Origin of the sequence: Cellulophaga baltica 18, from assembly GCF_000468615.2 — a bacterium.
In the GTDB taxonomy this organism is placed as follows: domain Bacteria; phylum Bacteroidota; class Bacteroidia; order Flavobacteriales; family Flavobacteriaceae; genus Cellulophaga; species Cellulophaga baltica.
Genome location: NZ_CP009976.1, coordinates 675,374 through 696,503, shown reverse-complemented (window position 1 = coordinate 696,503; position 21,130 = coordinate 675,374). Strand labels below are relative to the sequence as shown.

Annotated in this window: 11 protein-coding genes; 8 read left to right on the top strand and 3 right to left on the bottom strand. The window is 33.6% G+C overall.

Annotated features, from left to right (window positions below):
- Window positions 1-8 precede the first annotated feature (8 nt).
- Window positions 9-860 carry a YjiK family protein gene (locus tag M666_RS02805; RefSeq protein ID WP_029445001.1) on the bottom strand — a complete coding sequence of 284 codons (852 nt, stop codon included), beginning with the start codon at window positions 858-860 and terminating at the stop codon, window positions 9-11.
- Window positions 861-1,083: 223 nt separating this feature from the next.
- On the opposite strand from M666_RS02805, the gene M666_RS02800 reads away from it, so the two are divergent.
- The 5 genes from M666_RS02800 (at window position 1,084) to M666_RS02780 (ending at window position 11,790) form a co-directional block, all read left to right on the top strand.
- Window positions 1,084-2,673, top strand: a complete 1,590-nt coding sequence (locus M666_RS02800) for a solute:sodium symporter family transporter (RefSeq protein ID WP_024479062.1) — start codon at window positions 1,084-1,086, stop codon at window positions 2,671-2,673.
- 269 nt (window positions 2,674-2,942) lie between these two features.
- Complete coding sequence (locus M666_RS02795) at window positions 2,943-6,302, top strand: VCBS repeat-containing protein (RefSeq protein WP_029445000.1); 3,360 nt, start codon at window positions 2,943-2,945, stop codon at window positions 6,300-6,302.
- The gene (locus M666_RS02790) at window positions 6,295-9,546 is read left to right on the top strand and encodes a VCBS repeat-containing protein (RefSeq protein WP_029444999.1); all 3,252 of its coding nucleotides are present in this window, start codon (window positions 6,295-6,297) and stop codon (window positions 9,544-9,546) included. The genes M666_RS02795 and M666_RS02790 overlap by 8 nt, the downstream gene beginning before the upstream one ends.
- A 10-nt stretch (window positions 9,547-9,556) precedes the next feature.
- Complete coding sequence (locus M666_RS02785; RefSeq protein WP_029444998.1) at window positions 9,557-10,906, top strand: vanadium-dependent haloperoxidase; 1,350 nt, start codon at window positions 9,557-9,559, stop codon at window positions 10,904-10,906.
- Window positions 10,903-11,790 carry a GyrI-like domain-containing protein gene (locus M666_RS02780; protein ID WP_029444997.1) on the top strand — a complete coding sequence of 296 codons (888 nt, stop codon included), beginning with the start codon at window positions 10,903-10,905 and terminating at the stop codon, window positions 11,788-11,790. The genes M666_RS02785 and M666_RS02780 overlap by 4 nt, the downstream gene beginning before the upstream one ends.
- A 180-nt stretch (window positions 11,791-11,970) precedes the next feature.
- On the opposite strand, the gene M666_RS02775 is transcribed toward M666_RS02780, so the two are convergent.
- Window positions 11,971-13,560: a RagB/SusD family nutrient uptake outer membrane protein gene (locus M666_RS02775; protein WP_029444996.1), complete on the bottom strand. Its 1,590-nt coding sequence runs from the start codon at window positions 13,558-13,560 to the stop codon at window positions 11,971-11,973.
- A gap of 9 nt (window positions 13,561-13,569) precedes the next feature.
- Complete coding sequence (locus M666_RS02770) at window positions 13,570-16,689, bottom strand: SusC/RagA family TonB-linked outer membrane protein (protein ID WP_029444995.1); 3,120 nt, start codon at window positions 16,687-16,689, stop codon at window positions 13,570-13,572.
- A 347-nt stretch (window positions 16,690-17,036) separates the two neighbouring features.
- Between M666_RS02770 and M666_RS02765 the strand changes: the two genes are divergently transcribed.
- The 3 genes from M666_RS02765 to M666_RS02755 all read left to right on the top strand — a co-directional run bounded on the left by M666_RS02765 (window position 17,037) and on the right by M666_RS02755 (window position 21,125).
- Entirely contained in the window at window positions 17,037-18,065 is a 1,029-nt protein-coding gene (locus M666_RS02765) for a LacI family DNA-binding transcriptional regulator (protein ID WP_024479054.1), read from the top strand.
- A gap of 19 nt (window positions 18,066-18,084) precedes the next feature.
- Entirely contained in the window at window positions 18,085-18,747 is a 663-nt protein-coding gene (pgmB, locus tag M666_RS02760; protein WP_029444994.1) for a beta-phosphoglucomutase, read from the top strand.
- 65 nt (window positions 18,748-18,812) lie between these two features.
- Window positions 18,813-21,125, top strand: a complete 2,313-nt coding sequence (locus M666_RS02755; protein WP_029444993.1) for a maltose phosphorylase MdxK — start codon at window positions 18,813-18,815, stop codon at window positions 21,123-21,125.
- Window positions 21,126-21,130: the final 5 nt, after the last annotated feature.

Genomic DNA, 21,130 nt, shown 5'->3' with positions numbered 1-21,130 from the left:
ACCTTTTTTTATTTCAAGGAATAGGAATATAGATTTTGACCCGTTTTAGCGCGCTCTTCATCAGAGATTAAAAGGGTGTTGTCATCTTTAAAACAAACAGATTCTATTTGTGTAGTGGCTCCTAAATCTATAGTTTTTAACGTGCCATTGATAAAATCATCGCCTTTAAAATCAGAATAAATCCATAAAAAACCATATCCTAATATCACTAATTTTTTCCCATCAGGAGAAATTGTAGCTGAGGTAACTTGGCAAACTCGAGCAGTTTCACAAGGAGTAAATTCGCCGACTAACTCTGCAGCGTATTTTCCTGGAGTATCTGGAATTTTATAAATAAAAGTTTTTCCAGTAAATGGGCGTGATCTATTCTTTGTGATGATATAAAGTGCATTGTTAAAATGAAACAAGGCTTCGGCATCATAAATTAAATGATCTTTTTTAGGAGGAAACTCTTTTTGATCTGGATAATAAAATTCAATTTTTTGAGCGTCTATCTTATCACCAGGTTCTATCTCAGGATTTGGGACTTTATAGACTACTAGATCCTTTCGCTCATTTGTATTATTTCCAATATCTGCAATATAAAGATTCCCTTTCTTGTCTTGAGTAAGGTCTTCCCAATCTTGATTTCCACCATTTTTTACTTGAAGCTCTTTTAGAATCTTTCCATTAAAATCTATTTGATACAAGATATCATCATTTCCGTGGTCTTCTACAAACCAAGCTTTCTCATTTCCATAATAAGCAATTCCCGAATTTTCTTTTACGGCTTTAGGAAGTTTGGTCACAAAGGTTAACTGTCCATAGTTAGAACAACCCGTTAAAAATATGGCAATAGATACAAACGATAAAAGTTTCATTTTTTATGATTTAAAAAATTATTCCATTAGATTTTACAAAGCAACGAAATAGCTTTTTTAAAATGGTGAAATTCCTGTTAAATTGAATTTTTGATTAAAGAAAACGTTGTAGTTGTATGAATATCATAATTGATTCTACTATACCAATAATTATAGGCGTGTAAATTAAATTATGTGTAATTATTCTAATATATTTATAAATTATAATCAAACTAAATAAAAAATGTTAGGAATTATTTCATTTGTAGGGTTTACGGCACTTGTGGCTATTATATCTTACTTTGCTACGCGGAAGACAGATGAATCTTCATCTGATGGTTATTTTTTGGGAGGAAGGAGTTTAACGGCAGGAGTAATTGCAGGTTCTTTATTACTAACTAATTTATCTACAGAACAGATTGTAGGTTTAAATGGTAGTGCTTATAAAGATGGATTGTCAGTTATGGCTTGGGAAACTTTAGCTGCTATAGCCATTGTGGTAACCGCAATCTTTTTGTTACCTAGATATTTAAAAGGCGGGATAACTACTGTGCCACAATTTTTGGCAGACCGTTTTGATACCACTACTAAAACGATAACTTCGGGTTTATTTTTAACGGGATATGTGGTCGTGTTACTACCAGTAATACTTTATTCTGGCTCTGTAGCTATTAGTGGAATGTTTGATATTCCTACGCTTTTAGGTGTTTCTGATAAAACAGCCCTTGTACTGTGTATTTGGGGAATAGGGATTATTGGATCAATATATGCAGTCTTTGGAGGGTTAAAAGCAGTTGTGGTGTCCGACTCTATAAATGCTGTTGGTTTATTGATAGGGGGTATGTTAATCCCTATTTTTGGATTAATGGCTATAGGTGATGGTAGTGTCTTAAATGGTTTAGATGTGTTGATGACAGCCAACCCTGAACGTTTTGATTCTACTGGAAATCCTGGACAAGAAGTGCCTTTCGCAACCATATTTACAGGTATGATGTTGGTGCAGTTGTTCTATTGGGGAACCAATCAACAAATTATACAACGTGCATTAGGAGCTAAAAATTTGGCTGAAGGTCAGAAAGGATTATTATTGGCTTCATTTTTAAAAATATTAGGTCCTTTAATATTGGTATTACCGGGTATGATTGCCTATCATTATTTTGAAGGCGGTTTAGCATCTAGTGATATGGCGTATCCAGAACTTGTACGTGCCGTATTACCAAAACCACTTGTAGGTTTCTTTGCCGCAGTGCTCTTTGGGGCTATTTTGAGCTCATTTAATAGTGTGTTAAATAGTTCCGTAACTCTTTTTGGGATTGATATTTACAAGCAACACATTAATCCAGAGGCCCCTGAGAAATTGGTGGTTAAGTATGGTAAAATATTTGGGATTTGTTTGGCACTAGCAGCAATGTTTATAGCTCCATTAATTGCAAATGCAAGTAGTTTATTTTATTATTTACAAGAGATAAATGGAATCTATAGTATTCCGATTTTTTCAATAATTATCGTGGGGTATTTGACCAAAAATGTACCTGCAATTGCAGCTAAAATTGGTATTATTTCAGGATCCGTTTTATACATCATTAGTCAGTTTATATTAAAACCATATGTGTTTGGTGCAGATGATTACCCACATTTCTTGCATGTAAATGCTATCTTGTTTGTGTTAAATGTACTTATTATGCTTGCTATTGGTAAGCTATATCCTAGAAAAGAGCCATTTGTATTAGAATATACCAATCAGGTTTCTATTACACCATATAAATATGTAAATCAAGTAGGATTGGCAATATGTGTTATTGTAATTGCTATTTATGTCTACTTTGCGAAGTAGTACACGCACAAGGCTTTAAAAGCATTTTTGGAATATATTTTATTTTTCAATACCTTCTTTTCTTCATGTTAAGAAGGTATTGAAGTAATTAGGACTTAGTAGAAATAACAACCTGTTAATTAATTGAAATACTTTCCCACGTCTATAATTTTAGTTTGTTATATTGCATAACGTGTTAATTAAACACTTCGAATTCAATTAGTTGTTTTTTATCAATCTATTAAAAAATAGCCTTTCAGTTAAATTAAGATTTTGAACCGTATACCCTTATGAAATTTAAAAAATTAAGAAGTGCACTATTTCTTCTCAGTAGTTTTGCTTTTTTAACTTCTTGCATCCAAAAGGAAAAAGAGGAGCTAAAGGATGTTAAGGACTTAGATACATTGTTTACAATGTTAACTCCTAATGAAACAGGAATAGATTTTATCAATAAAGTAGAAAATCAAAAAAATTTCAACATATTTAAATACCGTAATTTTTACAATGGCGGTGGCGTTGCAATCGGTGATATAAATAATGACGGACTTCCAGATATTTACTTAACTGCGAATATGGAGAAAAATAAACTTTATATTAATAAAGGAGATTTTGAGTTTGAGGATGTTTCAGAATCAGCAGGGGTAGAAGGAAATAAACCTTGGTCTACAGGCGTCGTAATGGCTGATATAAATAACGATGGTCTATTAGATATTTATGTGAGTAATGCGGGCAACATGGAAGGGAATAACCATGACAATGATCTTTATATTAATAATGGTGATTTAACATTCACAGAACAAGCATCCAATTATAATTTAGCTAAAACGGGATTTTCAACTCATGCATCTTTTTTTGATTACGATAAAGATGGGGATTTAGATGCTTACATTTTAAATAATAGCAATATACCAGTAAGTAGTTTAGGCTATGCAGAGCAAAGAGATGTAAGAGCACAAAATTGGGATGGTGTACCTGATATCTTTAGAGGTGTGGGGGATATGCTATTGAGAAATGACGGTGGTAAATTTGTTGATGTTAGTGAGGAAGCTGGTATTTATGGAAGTTTAATTGGTTTTGGTCTGGGAGTTATGGTAAGTGATGTTAATAATGACCTATATCCGGATATATACGTTTCGAATGATTTTTACGAAAGAGACTACTTATACATTAACAATCAAGATGGCACTTTTACAGAAGATATTAAGAGCTGGACTTCCCACCTATGTCTATCAGCTATGGGTGTTGATATGGCTGATATAAATAACGATGGCTTGAACGACATTTTTATTACTGACATGCTCCCAGAAGGAGATGAGCGAGTAAAATCAGTAATGGAGTTTGAAGGATATAATATATTTAAATTGAAACAAAGTAAGGATTTTTATCAACAATATATCCAAAATACGTTACAACTAAACAATGGAAATGGTTCATTTTCCGAGGTAGCATTTCATAGTGGAGTAGCTAAAACAGACTGGAGTTGGGCAGGGCTTTTATTTGATATGGATAATGACGGTTTAAGAGACATCTATATTACCAATGGTGTAAATCATGATTTAACGGACTTGGATTTTGTTGATTTTTTGGCAAATGAGATTATTCAAAAAATGGCATTAACAGGTAAGAAAGAATCTATTGATTCTATAATAAGTAAGATGCCAATAAAGCCACAAAGTAATTATGCTTATAAAAATAATGGTGATATAACCTTCAAAAACGCATCAAAAGATTGGGGATTAGAAATTCCAAGTCTTTCCAATGGAGCTGCATACGGAGATCTAGATAATGATGGAGATTTAGATCTTGTTGTAAATAATGTAAACATGCAAGCATTTATTTATAAAAATAAATCTAATGAACTTGCCGATAATAATTACATCAGAATTCAGCTTATAGGGGCAGATAAAAATAAATTTGCTATTGGCGCTCGTGTTAAATTGTTTTATAAAGGAAATATAATTTTACAAGATGAAATGCCTTCAAGAGGTTTTCAATCTTCTATGGATTATACAATGGCGATTGGCTTGGGAGCGACTAAAGTTATAGATTCATTAGAAATACTTTGGCCAGATGATAAAATTGAGAAGCTTACGAACATAGCATCAAATCAAACTATAACGCTGAGTCATGCAGATGCATTAGAAACTTATAAAATTCCAGAGAAGAAATCAAAAAGCACACTACTGCAGGAGTTGAGTGAAAAGAAATTAATTGCTCACAAAGAAAATAATTATCAAGATTTCGATAATGAAGGGCTTATATCTAAAATGTTATCGCAGGAAGGTCCTGCACTGGCGGTGGCTGATGTTAATGGGGACGGCAATGAAGATATATTTGTTGGGGGAGCAAAAGGCGCTCCTGCCATTTTGTACTTTCATTTGGGGGACGGAGAATTAATAAAATCTAGTCAGAATGATATTGAAGCAGATTTTAGGTTAGAAGATACCGCTGCTGCATTCTTTGATGTTGATAATGATGGAGATGTAGATTTGATGGTAGGTAATGGGGGTAATCAAGTTTCTGAAGAGAACTCATATAAACCTCGAGTATATTTAAATAATGGTAAGGGAGAATTCACCAAATCCATTGAAAATATTCCTTCAAGCTTTAAGAATATTTCTGTTATAGCACCTTATGATTTTGATAATGATGGTGATGTGGATGTTTTTGTAGGATCAAGAAGTGTTGTTGGGGTATATGGAGTTAGCCCTAATCACCTGTTCTTGGAAAATACAGGAAAAGGAAAGTTTGTAAACTCTACAGAGAAATTGGCATACGACCTCAAGAATTCGGGAATGATTACAGATGCTATTTGGGTAGATATAGATGGGGACTTAAAGAAAGATTTAGTTACAGTCTCAGAATGGGGGACACCAAATATTTATAAGAATTCAGGAAGACGATTATCAAAACTTGCATCAAATTTAGATAATCTTAAGGGGTGGTGGGGCACGGTTGCTTCTGCAGATTTAGACAATGATGGAGATTTAGATCTTATTTTAGGAAATCAAGGCAGCAACGTTCCTTATAAGGCATCAGGACTAGCACCGATGAAACTTTGGATTAATGATTTTGATAATAATGGGAGTATAGAACAAATTATGTCTCAAAGCTTTAATGGAAAAGATTATCCACTTCATCAGAAAAGAGAATTAACGGCGCAAATCGTATCTTTAAAAAAGCAAAATTTAAAAGCATCTGATTATGCCAAAAGAACAATTGAAGAAATTTTCCCTAAAGATGTATTTGACAATACTATTGTGAAAACAGCAAATACAATGGAATCGTTGATTGCTGTAAATGAAGGAGGAGGTGAATTTACAATCAAAGTTTTACCTAGCAGAGTTCAATTATCATGCATTTGCGGAATTAGTTGTATTGATGTAAATAATGATGGCAATCTTGATCTTGTTATGGGAGGTAATAATTTTGAATTTAAACCTCAGTATTCTAGATTAGATGCTAGTTATGGTAATGTATTGCTAGGAGATGGTAAACTCAATTTTTCTTGGCAAGACTATGAAACTTCTGGTTTCTTCATAAAAGATGAGATTAAGCATTTGCAAAAATTTAAAAGTAGCGCAGGTAAATACTATTTAATAGCGGCTATAAATAATAATAAACCCAAGATTTATAAATTAAATGAATAATTATCTTGTACTATTAATTTGTTTTTTTTTTCTAATCAGTTGTGGTCGTGAAGGTAGCGAATTATTTGAAAATCCTACAGCTGAGGAAACTGGTGTTTTATTTGAAAATATACTTGAAGAAAAGAATGATCAAAATATTTTAGACTATTTATATTTCTACAATGGAGGCGGAGTTGCTGTTGGGGATATTAATAATGATGGGTTACCGGATATATTTTTCTCAGGAAATCAAGTTAAGAATCAACTTTACTTGAATAAGGGAGATCTGAAATTTGAAAATATTACAGATCAAGCAGGAGTTTCTGGAAATAGTACTTGGAATACTGGGGCAGTTATGGGAGACGTAAATGGAGATGGTCTACTCGATATTTATGTGTGTGCTGTAGTAGGGATAAATGGTTTCAATGGTCATAATGAGTTGTATATAAATAATGGAGATGAAACATTTACAGAGCGCGCAGCAAAATATGGATTGGATTATGACTCCTATAGTTCTACTGCGGCTTTTCTTGATTATGATCTAGACGGAGATTTGGATGTGTACTTATTAAACCACGCTATTCATACGCAAGAATCATATGGGAAAGCAAATTTAAGAAATAAGAGAAATTATCAAACCGGAGATAAATTACTTAGAAATGATAATGGTAAATTTATAGATGTAAGTGAAGAGGCTGGTATTTTTGGTGGTCCTAATGGCTACGGTCTTGGGATTTCTATAGCAGATTTCAATCAAGATGGGTATCCTGACATTTATATAGGTAATGACTTTCATGAAGATGATTACTATTATTTGAATAACGGTAATGGCACATTTAGTGAAAGTTTAAAAAAGTATTTCGGACATACCTCTAGGTTTTCTATGGGTAATGATGTTTCAGATATTAACCATGACGGTTGGCCAGATTTAATCTCTTTGGATATGCTTCCCGAAGATGAAAAAGTTTTAAAATCATCATTAGGAGATGATAATATTCAATCTCAAAATCTCCGTATTGAGCATTTAGGGTACCATTATCAATTTACTCGCAATATGCTTCAAGTAAATCAAAAAAATGGAGTGTTTGTAGAAACAGCATTAATGAATGGTGTCGCTGCAACAGACTGGAGCTGGAGTGCTCTTTTTGCAGATTACGATCAAGATGGTGAACAGGACCTGTTTATTTCAAATGGGATACCTAAGAGACCAAATGATTTAGATTATATAAATTTTGTTTCTGATGAGCAGATCAGAAAAAAAATTAGTGATACAAAGCTAGTAGATCAGCAAGCACTTGATATGATGCCTTCAGGGGCCGTTCATAATTATATTTTTAAAGGCTCTAAAGAGAATGATTTTATTGATAAATCTGGAAAATGGATAGTGAATGATACCTTAAAGTCAGGTGCCTCTGCTTTTGGAGATTTTGACAATGATGGTGATTTAGATATTGTTACAAATAATATTAATGATAGGGCAATGTTATACATCAATAAAACGAATGATAACGCCAGCTATCTTAAAATAAAATTCCAATACGAATCTAAGAATCGTTTTGGTATAGGAACCAAAGTTTTTGTCTATACTAAAGGCAATTTACAATATAAAGAATTGTATACTGTAAGAGGTTTTCAAGCATCTTCAGAGCCAATCATACACTTTGGATTCGGTAATAGTAAGGTGGTAGATTCAATTAAAATTGTATGGCCAAATAGAACTCATCAGGTATTAAAAAATATAGCAACGAACCAAACTTTGCTTATTAAGCCAGAAAATAACATACCTTTTGACTATAAAACTCTTCAACCTAAAGCAGAAAAAATATTTAAACTAACCCAAAACAATCTTGGAATAGACTTTACTCATATAGAAGATAATTATATTGATTTTAACAGGCAAAAATTAATTCCATATCAGATTTCTGACCGTGGTCCTGCAGTTGCGTTAGGAGATCTAAATAAGGATGGAAAGGAAGATATTTTATTCGGCGGATCAAAATATTTTCCTCCTAAATTTTATATTCAAAATGATAGTAGCTATACAGAAATAAAATTACCTTCTTTAGCTAAAGATTCTATAAAAGAAGACATTGCCGCGGTTATTGCAGATTTTAATAATGATGGTCAGAACGATGTTGTTGTTGGTTCAGGAGGGGCTGATTTTTATAATCAAATGAAACCATTACTAGATAGTTATTATATCAAATTTGACACATTTTTTAAGCCAATACCTTTTCCAGAATATTTTGAAAACGCCTCAGTCATACGAGAAAATGATTTTGATAACGATGGAGACATTGACCTTTTTGTAGGCAATAATGCAACTTCTAATGATTTTGGAAAGATTCCTCCATCTTATCTCTTAGAAAATGAGGACGGTATTTTTAAAATTGTTCAAGATGATACATTTAATGATGTTGGAATGGTAACCGATGCAATTTGGGAAGATTTTGACAATGATGGTGTAAAAGATCTTATAGTCGTAGGTGAATGGATGTCTCCAAAATTTTTTAAAAATTTTAATGGTATGTTTAAGCAAGATAAGATTGCTGTAGAAAATTTGATAGGATTGTGGCAGTGTATTATTCCTTTTGATATAGATCAAGACGGAGATACAGATTACCTTTTAGGTAATTGGGGTACTAATACCAAATTCACAGCATCAAATGAATTTCCATTAAGGATGTATTATTCTGATTTTGACACTAATGGGAGTACGGAAACAATTATAGCGGTTGAAAAGAGAGGAAAATACTATCCTATTGATGATTTATCACAACTTTCTGGACAAATGGTTTCGTTGCGAAAGGAATTCACGGATTATAATTCATTTGCAGGTAAAACAATTGAAGAAATTATTGATGTGAAAACTTTAAATAAGGCAAAATTGTTTGAATTAAACGAATTACGCTCAGGTTACTTAAAAAATAATGAAGGTTCCTATGAGTTTGTTTCATTCCCCAAAACCTTACAGGTTGCTCCATTGAAGTCTTTCTTACGTTTTGATTTTGATAGCGATGGAAAAGATGATGTATTGGTAGGAGGTAATTATTTTGGAGTAAAACCATTTCATGGAAGATTCGATTCATTTTCTGGAGCTTTAATAAAAAATGAAGATACTATTTTGTTGGGTGATGTTTTGGGACTTCAGTTTGCTTTAAAATCTGTAAGACATTTAAATATTATAAAATTAAAGAGTAAAGTTTATCTATTGGTTACAATGAATAACGATAAGGCACAAGTTTACGAACTGGCTAAGAAATAAAGAGTCTATTATGAAAGCAAAATTTATAAGTATTTTATTAGTTGCGGTTGTTTTAACTTCTTGCGCAAAGGAAGAAATGATTGTAGTTAGTCCAAATGAATTGCATGAATCGGTTGATAAAGTTACTGAAATTATGATTCATGATATTTTTTCACCTCCAGTGGCAAGTAGGATATTTGCTTACCCTAATATTGCTGCCTATGAAATTATTGCACTAAATAATGAGAAATATAATTCATTATCTGGCGAAATAAATGAGTTGAAAGAAATTCCTAAACCGGAAAATGGAACTACTATTAATTATCAAATGGCTGCTCTTATAGCTCACATCGATCTAAGTAGAAGACTTGTGTTTTCCGAGGACAAAATAATTAGTTTTAGGGACAGCCTTTATATGAATTGGGAAGATAAGAACAAAGCTTTGTTTACGAGTTCTAAGAATTATGGACTATTAGTTGCTGACCATATAGCAGCGTGGATGGATAGCGATAATTACAAGCAAACGAGAACGATGCCTAAATTCACTGTGGATACTGACGATGCTACTCGTTGGCAGCCTACTCCTCCAGCCTATATGGACGGTATTGAGCCTCATTGGAGTAAAATTAGAGCTTTTACTCTTGTTAGACCGGACCAATTTAAACCTGTTCCTCCTCCTGCTTTTTCTTTAGACGAAAATTCTATTTTTTATAAGGAGGTCAAAGAAGTGTATGACATTTCTTTAGATATGGTAAAAAAAGGAGATGCCTCAGATGAAGTTCAAATCGCTCAATTTTGGGATTGTAATCCGTATGTTTCGGTTACCAAAGGGCATTTAATGTTTGCAACAAAAAAAATAACGCCTGGTGCACATTGGATAGGTATTACTAAAATTGCAGCAAGAAAGATGAGTTATGATTTTGATGATACCGTTTATGCTTATACCAAAACTTCAGTAGCAATTGCAGATGCCTTTATTAGTTGTTGGGATGAAAAATATAGAAGTAACCTTATTCGCCCAGAAACAGTTATTAATCAATATATAGATGAGAACTGGAAGCCTGTACTTCAAACACCGCCTTTTCCAGAATATACTAGTGGTCATTCTGTGGTTTCTGGGGCAGCGTCAACAGTTCTAACAGATATTTTTGGGGATAATTTCTCTTTTGATGATGATACGGAGACTACGTATGGATTGCCAATAAGAACATTCTCATCTTTTAATAGTGCCGCAGACGAGGCTGCAATTAGTAGAATGTATGGTGGTATTCACTACCGAGCGGCAGTTGAAGTAGGTGTAAAACAGGGAAGAGATCTCGGAGCTTTTGTAGTATCTAAATTAAAAATGAAGAATTCAGTAGATTCTAAACCATTAAAATGAAAAAATTTTTATTTATCCTTTTAGTAGTTGGCTTGTGTTCTTTCTGTTGGTATTTATTTTTGAAACCTTATGATTATTTAGCTAGCTTTAAAGTGAAAACTTATCCAGGAGTAGTCAATCAATCAATTAAAAAGTGGTCTAGTGCTATTGGTAATTCAAAAATTCTAGAAAGTAAGGATGTCAATAGTATTATTCAAGAAATAGAAATTAAAAGTATCCGTTATAGATATGATTGGGACATTCAACCTATAACAGATTCTACATCTTCTGTAAAAGTATATGTTACCGACCTTAATAATAGTATTGAAAATAGATTACAAATCTTATTTTCAGATTCGCTTTTCGAAGATGAAGTTAGAAATAGGCTTTTACATTTTAATGATAATTTAAAAGATCATTTAGCTAATTTTAAAGTGGTAGTTATAGGTCAGGAAAAATTGGAATCTAGTTATGTAGTTTATTTACCTGTAAAAACAACACAATTAAAAAAAGCGAAAGGGATGATGGGAGTTTATCCTTATTTAGATAATTTAATGGCTAGTAGTGGTATTAAGAGTAATGGTTTCCCTTTTATAGAAGTCACCTATTGGAATCAAACAAATGATAGTATCCATTATAATTTCTGTTATCCCATCATAAAAAATGAAAACCTTCCAATTAATAAAGATGTGAAGTATAAGAAATTTGAAGGAGGGAATGTTATTAAGGCTAGTTACAACGGAAATTACATTACTTCTGATAGGGCATGGTATAAACTTCTGGACTACGCAGCTAAAGAGCATATTGAAGTTGTTAGTAAACCTGTTGAGATATTTTATAGTAACCCTAATTTTGGTGGGGAAGCGTTGGAGTGGAAAGCGGAAGTTTTTCTGCCCTTAAGGTAATGGTCAATTAGTTTTATTATACTTTATACGAATGCCTGAGTGGCAAAGATAATTTTCCATAAGTTTTATCTAATTTGTTATTCGAAATTTGTTGATTACAGTTAGTAAATAAAAAGCCTCTGATTTGATAATTTCAAATCAGAGGCTTTAGGTATATAATTAGTATACTTGATAAGTTACTTAATATCCAGGGTTCTGTACTAGGTTAGGATTAGAAAGTAATGCGGTTTGCGGTATAGGGTATAAATTCACATTAGGATCTCCAGAAACTTCTTTTAGTTGCCATGGAGCTGTAAATTTATCAAATCTAACTAGATCATTTCTTCTCCAATATTCAATATATAATTCACGTCCTCTTTCTGCAAGAATATCATCCATGGATACAGAGGCCAATACCGAAGTATTTGCTCTATTTGTTCTCAATTCATTCACTAAGGTCGTAGCATCTCCGCCCATTCTCATCATAGCTTCTGCTTTCATTAAATGTGCATCAGCATATCTGAATAAGATTTGATGACGTCTAAATGAATTAACAAGAGGTGATTTTTCATCTTCAGTATCAGTAGGATCGTAAGGATGGTATTTGATTAAACGCATACCTTCTACCTCTGTATTACCTACTAATGCAGGTATCTCTTTTGTAAAACTTAAAGGCTGGCCTTGTCTATTTTTTAGGGCTGTGCCATCTTCATTATATTGTTGTCCAATAAGGAAACCATATCCAATACCTAAGTTCTGGCTATTGGCTGTTGTTGCATCTGGTACAAACCCTCTGCGCTCTTCTTGGTTATCCCCAACATAATTCGAGTTTTCAGCACCTTCAAAAGAATCATAAAATTCTGAAAGAGTTGAAAATCCATTCCATCCACCTCCATCATTATCAGGAGAATTTTGGTTGTAATGCAGAGTGTTCCAAATTCTAGGCGCTACTTCACTACTTAAGTGTAAAATAGTTTCAGTATCATCTGATGGTTCAAATATTTGGAAATAACCGTTTTGATCAATACTAAAACCACTAGCTGCTATGGCATCAACATTATCTATAACTTTTTGCATCGTTGCATTATCTGCTGTTCCAGTACCATCATAGATGAACGAATTCAAGTATAATTTTGCTAAAAGAAAGTTTGCTGTTGCTTTTGTAGCTTTGCCTGTATTTGCAGTTCCAGTACTTCCTTCTGGTAAGTCAGCTAAAGCTTCTATTAAATCTGTTTCAATAAAGTTATATGCTTCTAGACGTGTTAACACCTTAGGGTTTACATCTGGGCCTTCTGTCACCTCTCTAAAAGGTACAACGCCAAACAAATCCATTACAAAAAACATATTAAATGCTCTAAGAAATTTCGCTTCTGCAACGACTTGTGTACTAGGATCACTTTCTAATATTTCGGTTGCCCTAAAAATACTTTGATTCAAATTGTTCCATGCATTTCTTATGAATAAGTGATCTGCTCTCCAAGTATGTGTGTGCATTTGTCTCCAAACACCATTATCACCCCAATCGGTACCCCTTGTAGGAATTAAAAGTTCATCAGAAGCTACTTCTGACATGGCATACATGGTTTCTTGACTTTGAAAATCTCCTCCTACCTTATTGTATAAATCACTAAGAGATGATGACGGGTCTGACAAGGGGGTAAATTCACTAGAGCCGCTATCTGCGGTAATGATTGAATCAGTTTCCTCGATTTCTAAGTCCGTACATGATAAAAACGTGGCTACTACTAAAGATGATAGTAGAAAACCTTTCAATATTATTTTAGTTTTCATATTTTTTTTTTAAAAGGTTACGTTAAAGCCAAATGTATAAGTTCTTGGCCTTGGAAATGATGTGTAATCTATTCCAGCTATTGGAAGGCCATTCAAAAGATCTCCACCACCTGGTATTACACTAACTTCAGGATCTAAGCCAGAATAGCCGGTGATCACAAATAAATTTTGTCCAGTAAGACTTAGACGCATTGATTTGAAAAAGCCATCAGTAAGAGGAACATTATAGCCGATTGATGCGGTTTGCAATCTTACAAAATCACCTTTCTCTAAAAAACGATCAGATACTGAAGCTTCTGCAAAACGGCCTTCAATACCAGCTAAATTAGCTACATCTTGTGTTACATTGTTGCCACTACCTATAGCACCTCCTGTGAAAAATGCATTGGCTGTATTATTGTATATGTAATTTCCGAATTGGCCATTAAAATATAAAGACGCTGACCAATTTTTGTAATTAGCACTCGTAGAAAGTCCTCCTGTAAAATCAGGTAAAGCACTTTTGTCTACGAACTGTTGATTATCTATGCCTCCTTCAAATATAGGGTTGCCATTGCCGTCAAAACCTTCAAATTTTCTTAAATAGAATGAGTATAAAGGCTGACCGCTTTCAAGACGTTGAGCAAATGCGTTACTCAATCCCGCTCCGCGAATTGTTCCAGCTGTAATAGCTCCTTCAAAGTCTTGTATTTCATTATTGTTATATGCAATGTTGAAACCTACATTCCAGTTAAAATTGTCTCCCTGTAAAAGATCATAATTAATTGAAAATTCAGCTCCTTGGTTTAGTACTACAGCATCTAAGTTTTGAAAGAAAAAAGGCTGTGGAGAGGGTTGTGCAGATTCTACACTTAATAATAAATCTCTAGTTTCCTTTCTGTAAATATCAAAACTACCTGTAAATCTATCATCTGAAAAACCAAAATCTATACCTGCATTGTATTGTGTTGTTTCTTCCCACTTTAAATCTGGGTTAGCAAAATCAACTGTATTAACTCCAGGAACGTTAATTGCACCTCCATCGGCAACTGACCCACCGGAATAACGCTCTCTCCTGATAAATCTACCATACCCTAATCCATCTTGATTACCTGTGATACCGTAACTTAATCTAAGCTTTAAAGTGGAAACAGATTCTCCTATAAAATCTTCTTCGTTAATTTTCCATGCAAAGGCAGCAGAAGGGAAGATTCCATATTGATTATTTGAGCCAAAACGAGAAGAACCATCGGCTCTTACTGTCGCGGTAAATAAATATTTATTAGATAAGCTATAGTTAATTCTCCCAAAGAATGATTGGATTTCATCTGTATTGTCAAATGTATCTGCAAATACCGCCCTAACTGGTAGTCCTTCAACATCACCTAAATAGTCCGTTGAAATTGTTGGTAGAAGTCTATTTACAAACAAGCCATTAGGGTTGTTTGATACATCAAAAGAATAACCATATTGCTGGTATGCTCCAGAAACTAAGGATTCTAAGGTGCTTGCTGAGCTTGATAAATCTTTAGCCATTTGATTTAAATCTGTTGTATTATAACCCCAGCCTTCTACATTTCTACCTCTAGAATTAAAATCTTGATAAGAAAAACCTCCTAGAATATCCAAATTAGAATTCTCAAATTCCTTCTTGTAATTCAACGTGAATTCAAAAAGACGGTTTTCATTAGTTAAATCATTTAAGCCTCCTCGTCCGTTTCCACCAGCGCCTCTTCCTACGTTTAGGGATTGAGAACTTAAAGAAGCTTCTTTTGTTGATTCTGATTTATCGTAACCAAAAGTTACTTTAGCATTTAAGTCATCAGTAACTGCATAATCTGCAGACAAATTAGCTAAGAAACGATTTGTGTCAGTTAAGCTTTGCCAGCTGTTTAATAAATTAATTGGATTGATACGATCTCCTGGGTTGAAAGTTGGGTCAGATGGCCACGTTGGATTAGCGGAATATGCTGCTCCTAATAAATCTCCGGTTGATCCAGCACTACCACTAAGTGGAGGAGCTTCGTCGTTTACTTTTGAAAGAGTACCTTGAAGGTCAACTTTTAATTTATCATCAAAAAAACGTTGAGATACATTGATTCTTGCGGTAGCTCTCTCTTGAGATGATTTTTCAATTATACCAAATTGTTTACCGTAATTTAGAGTAGCTCTAACATTTCCAGAACCATAATTTCTAGAATATGCAAAATTATTATTAGTCGAAGATGAGTTTCTGGTAACAAAAGATTGCCAATCTGTATCATTACCTAAATCAGTCGCCGTTCCTCCAAAAGCATCTACTGCATTTAAAAATTGGCTCCTATTAAGTAGATCATATTCATTTGCAGGAGAGGAGAAACTTACATCTGATGAAAATTCAAAAACTCCTTTTTTGCTGCCAGATTTTCCGCTTTTAGTTGTAATTATTACTACTCCGTTTGCACCTCTAGATCCGTAAATTGCGGTTGCAGAAGCATCTTTTAGAATACTCATGCTTTCAATATCAGAAGGATTTAAAAAGCTTAATGGATTTTTAGCAGCACTGGTACCAATACCTACGTTTGCTCCTTCTGCTGAAGAATCACCAGAAGGTAATGGAACACCGTCAACAACAAATAATGGGTTGTTGTTGGAACGTACGGAAGAAGTACCACGTATTCTAATGGCTACTCCAGCTCCTGGCTCTCCACTTCCTTGTGAAATTTGAACACCCGCTGTCTTTCCTTGAATTAATTGTTCTGGGGATGAAATTACCCCTCCGTTAAAATCTTCTGATTTTACGGCTGTTACTGATCCTGTAGCATCTTTTACAGTTGTACTACCGTACCCTACAATTACAACTTCATCCAATGCTTCTGCATCTTCAGTAAGTGTAATGTTTATAGTTGATTTCCCATTTACAGCAATCTCTGTTGTCTTAAACCCTATATAGCTAAACACTAAAGTGGCGTCAGAGGCTACATTGCTTAATGAGAAATTTCCGTCAAAATCGGTTTGAGTACCGTTGGTCGTACCTTTTACTAGAACACTCGCTCCAGGTAAAGGCCCGCTAGCATCAGAAACAGTTCCTGATACCTCCTGTGCTTGTATCATGCCAAAACATAAAAATGCCCCAGCAATAAGCAAGCTTTTAAATAGCTTAATCTTCATAGATAATTAATTTAAGTTGAGTTAATTTAAATTCAAAAGTTAAAAATATGCAAAATACTTGTTAAAGTTATTGAGTGTCATCATTATAAGTTTACGAAAACGGTTTCGTGTTGATAACTTTACTTAATTGCAATAATTTTAAATAAAACACCTCTAGATTGGATATTTCTTAAAATTTCCTGATTATTGTGCGAATTTCAAAATTTAAAACAAAGATACACATTTATTTTTTTCTTAAATTTTGTGAGATAAAGAGGGCAATTGTTAAAAAACTAATATTTGCTATGGGGTGCGAATTTATATGTTAATTTAACCTATTAATTGAATTAACTACTCAAAAATCAAACATGTTAAAGCGAAAAATAACACTAAAACACATTGCTAGAGAATTGGAAGTTTCGATTTCTACAGTTTCTAAAGCACTTAAAAATAGTGAAGAAATTAGCAGGGATACTAAGGAGAAAATTCAGGCCTTCGCGAAACTTTACAACTACAAACCAAATAATATTGCTATTAGTTTAAAGAATAAAAGCACTAAAAATATCGCCGTAATTATACCAGATATTGTTCATCATTTTTTTACTACTGTTTTTCATGGAATAGAAAAGATTGCTAATGAGAAAGGATATAATGTAATTCTGTGTGTATCTGATGAATCTTTTGATAAAGAAGTGATAAACATGGAAATTCTTGCCAATGGAAGTGTGGATGGTTTTATCATGTCTTTATCTTCTGAAACTCAGCTTAAGAATGATTATAACCATTTAAAGGAGCTTACGGAACAGGGAATTCCTTTGGTTTTATTTGATCGGGTTACGGATCAAGTAGCTTGTGATAAGGTCTTAATCAATGATAAAGATGGTGCGTATAGGTCTGTTAAGAAGTTAATTGAAAATGGTAAAAAGAGAATAGCATTAGTCGCTACAGAAGATTATTTGAGTGTGAGTAAAGAAAGGGCTGATGGTTACTTTCAGGCACTAAAGGAGTTTGATATAGCCGTGGAAGATAATTTAATACTAAAACTACCTTCTATGAGTAGTGTTGAGGGAGATGCTATGGAGTTATTTTTAAAAAATGAAAAGGTAGATGCTGTGTTGTGTGTAAATGAAATTTATGCGATTCACGGAATGCGAATTGCTCAAAAGCTTGGATTTAAAATTCCGCAGGATATAGAATTTATTGGATTTACAGATGGTATTTTGTCTAAATTCTCAAATCCTACATTGACGGCAGTAGCACAACATGGAGAGAAAATGGGAGAAATTTCGGCAGAAATGTTGATAGAGAAGATAGAAAGTGAAAATGATGTTGAAACTTATCGTACAGAAATTTTAGAGCCAACAATTATAGAACGAGAATCAACGCTTAATGTTTAAAAATTAGAGAATATTTATAATGGATAACAATAGTACAGGTTTCATATTTGATTTAGATGGTGTCATTGTTGATACGGCAAAATATCATTATTTGGCTTGGAGGAAACTGGCCAATGAATTAGGTTTTGAATTTACTTATGAGCAAAATGAACTATTTAAAGGAGTCAGTAGAAAAAGATGTTTAGAAATTTTATTAAACATTGGCGGTGTTACAGCTACGCAGCAACAATTTGATACGTGGATGGTGGAGAAAAATATAGACTACTTGGCGTATATAGAGAATATGGATGCTTCAGAAATATTACCTGATGTTCCTAAAGTATTGGAGTATTTAAAACAAAAAAAGATTCCTATTGCTTTGGGGTCTGCGAGTAAAAACGCACAACCAATTTTAGAAAAAGTAAATTTATTGCCTTATTTCGATACTATTGTAGATGGTAATAATGTTACAAAGGCTAAGCCAGATCCGGAAGTTTTTTTGATTGCTGCAGATCAATTAGGGGTCAAGCCAAACAACTGTATTGTTTTTGAAGATGCCGTAGCGGGAATAGAGGCAGCTAATGCTGCAGGAATGATAAGTATTGGTATCGGTAATGCCGAAATATTAAATCAGGCAAAATATAATTTTAATGATTTTACAGAAATAGAGTTATCATTTTTAGACACACTTATTTCTCAATAGTACTAATTAGGGTCTTGGCGTAATTACATTATTTTCCAAGAAGTCAACATATTTAATTTAAAAGAATGAATCAAGATTATATAAAGCCAAATGATTGGTCAATTATAGAAGAAGGTTTTGATAAAGAACGTGTAAAATCTTCAGAAAGTTTATTTAGCATAGGAAACGGTGCCATGGGGCAACGTGCTAATTTTGAAGAAAAATATACGGGTCATACCTTTCAAGGAAGCTATATAGCAGGTGTTTATTATCCAGATAAAACACGTGTAGGCTGGTGGAAAAATGGGTATCCAGAATATTTTGCGAAAGTATTAAATGCGCCAAATTGGATTGGCATTGATGTTCTCGTAAACGGAGTGTCTCTAGATTTAAATACTTGTAAATCTGTTGCTGGCTACAAGAGAGAGCTTAATATGAAAGAGGGTTGGTATCAACGCTCTTTTAAGGCAACATTGCCCAATGATATAGTGGTTAAGGTTAAAGCAACTCGCTTTTTAAGTTTAGATATCAATGAAATAGGAGCTATTCAGTATGAACTCACTTCAGTTGGGTCAGATGCGGAGATTATTTTTGAACCTTATTTAGATAGTGGTATCACCAATGAAGATAGTAATTGGGATGATAAGTTTTGGAATACTACGGCTATTTCTTCAGAAATGAATCAGGCTTTTATTGAGGCACATACCATGAAAACTAATTTTGCGACCTGCACATTTATGCAGTCTCAATTGCTGTATAAGGGTGAGGTTGGTGTTCAAAAACCTGCAGAGACAAGAACAGAATTTTTAATAAAACATTCTTATTCTCAAAAAGTAAAAAATGGAGAAACCGTAACGCTTCAAAAATTTGGAGGGTATACTGTAGATCAAAATCATAAAGCATCAGCCTTAGTTGCAGCAGCAAAAACTGCTTTGAAAAAAGCATCAAGCTTAGGCTTCGATTCGCTTTTAGAAAAACAAAAATTAGCATGGGCTAAGATTTGGGAAATGAGTGATATTACTATTGCAGGTGATGTAAAAGCACAACAAGGCATTAGATTCAATATTTTTCAATTGAATCAAACATATTTAGGAACAGATTCTCGTTTAAATATTGGTCCAAAAGGATTTACAGGAGAGAAGTATGGAGGAAGCACCTATTGGGATACAGAAGCGTATTGTATTCCGTTTTACATGGCTACTAAGGAACAAAAGGTTGCGCGTAATCTTTTAGAATACCGATACAATCATTTAGAAAAAGCAATTGAAAATGCACAGAAGTTAGGTTTTTCTAATGGTGCAGCATTATATCCTATGGTAACCATGAATGGCGAAGAGTGTCATAACGAATGGGAAATTACTTTTGAGGAAATTCATAGAAATGGGGCCATAGCTTTTGCTATATATAATTACTACCGTTATACTGGAGATTATACATATATACCAGAAATGGGGCTAGAGGTCCTTATCGGAATTGCGCGTTTCTGGCACCAGAGGGCAACTTTTTCTACCCAAAAAGAAAGTTATGTAATCTTAGGAGTTACTGGTCCTAATGAGTATGAGAACAATGTTAATAATAACTGGTATACAAACTATTTAGCAAAATGGTGTATCAGCTACGCTTTAGAGCAACTTGAAAAGGTTAAAGATGGGTATTCAGAAGATTATCACAGGATTATAGGGATCACTAAACTTTCTGAAAATGAGACAGAAAAATGGGGAGAAGTAGCTAATAATATGTACTTTCCTTTTTCAAAAGAGCATGATATATTTCTACAACAAGACGGGTTCTTAGATAAGGAATTAATAACGGTAGCTAATTTACCAAAATCTCAACGCCCTATAAATCAGAAATGGAGTTGGGATCGCATTTTGCGTTCTCCCTATATAAAACAAGCAGATACCTTGCAAGGATTTTATCTTTTTGAAGATCAATTTTCACTGGAGTCATTAGAGAAGCATTTTGATTTTTATGAGCCATTTACGGTACATGAATCATCTTTGTCTCCTTGTGTACATAGTATTCAAGCCGCTAAATTAAATAGAATGGAACAAGCGTATACGTTTTATTTGCGCACTTCTAGATTAGATTTAGATGATTATAATAAGGAGGTTGAAGAAGGATTGCATATTACCTCAATGGCAGGTACTTGGATGAGTATTGTAGAAGGTTTCGGAGGTATGCGTGTCGTTGAAGATAAATTATCTTTTATTCCTCGAATTCCAGAGCAGTGGGAGACTTATTCCTTTAAAATTAATTTTAGAAAGCGCATCTTAAAAGTAACTGTTTCGCAAAAAGAAACGAAGTTTCAGCTAGAAGGTACAGAAGAGACCTCTATACGGGTACATGGAAAGCGTGTGGTGATTACTCCTAATAAAGAAACGGTAGTTTCTAATTAAAGTGT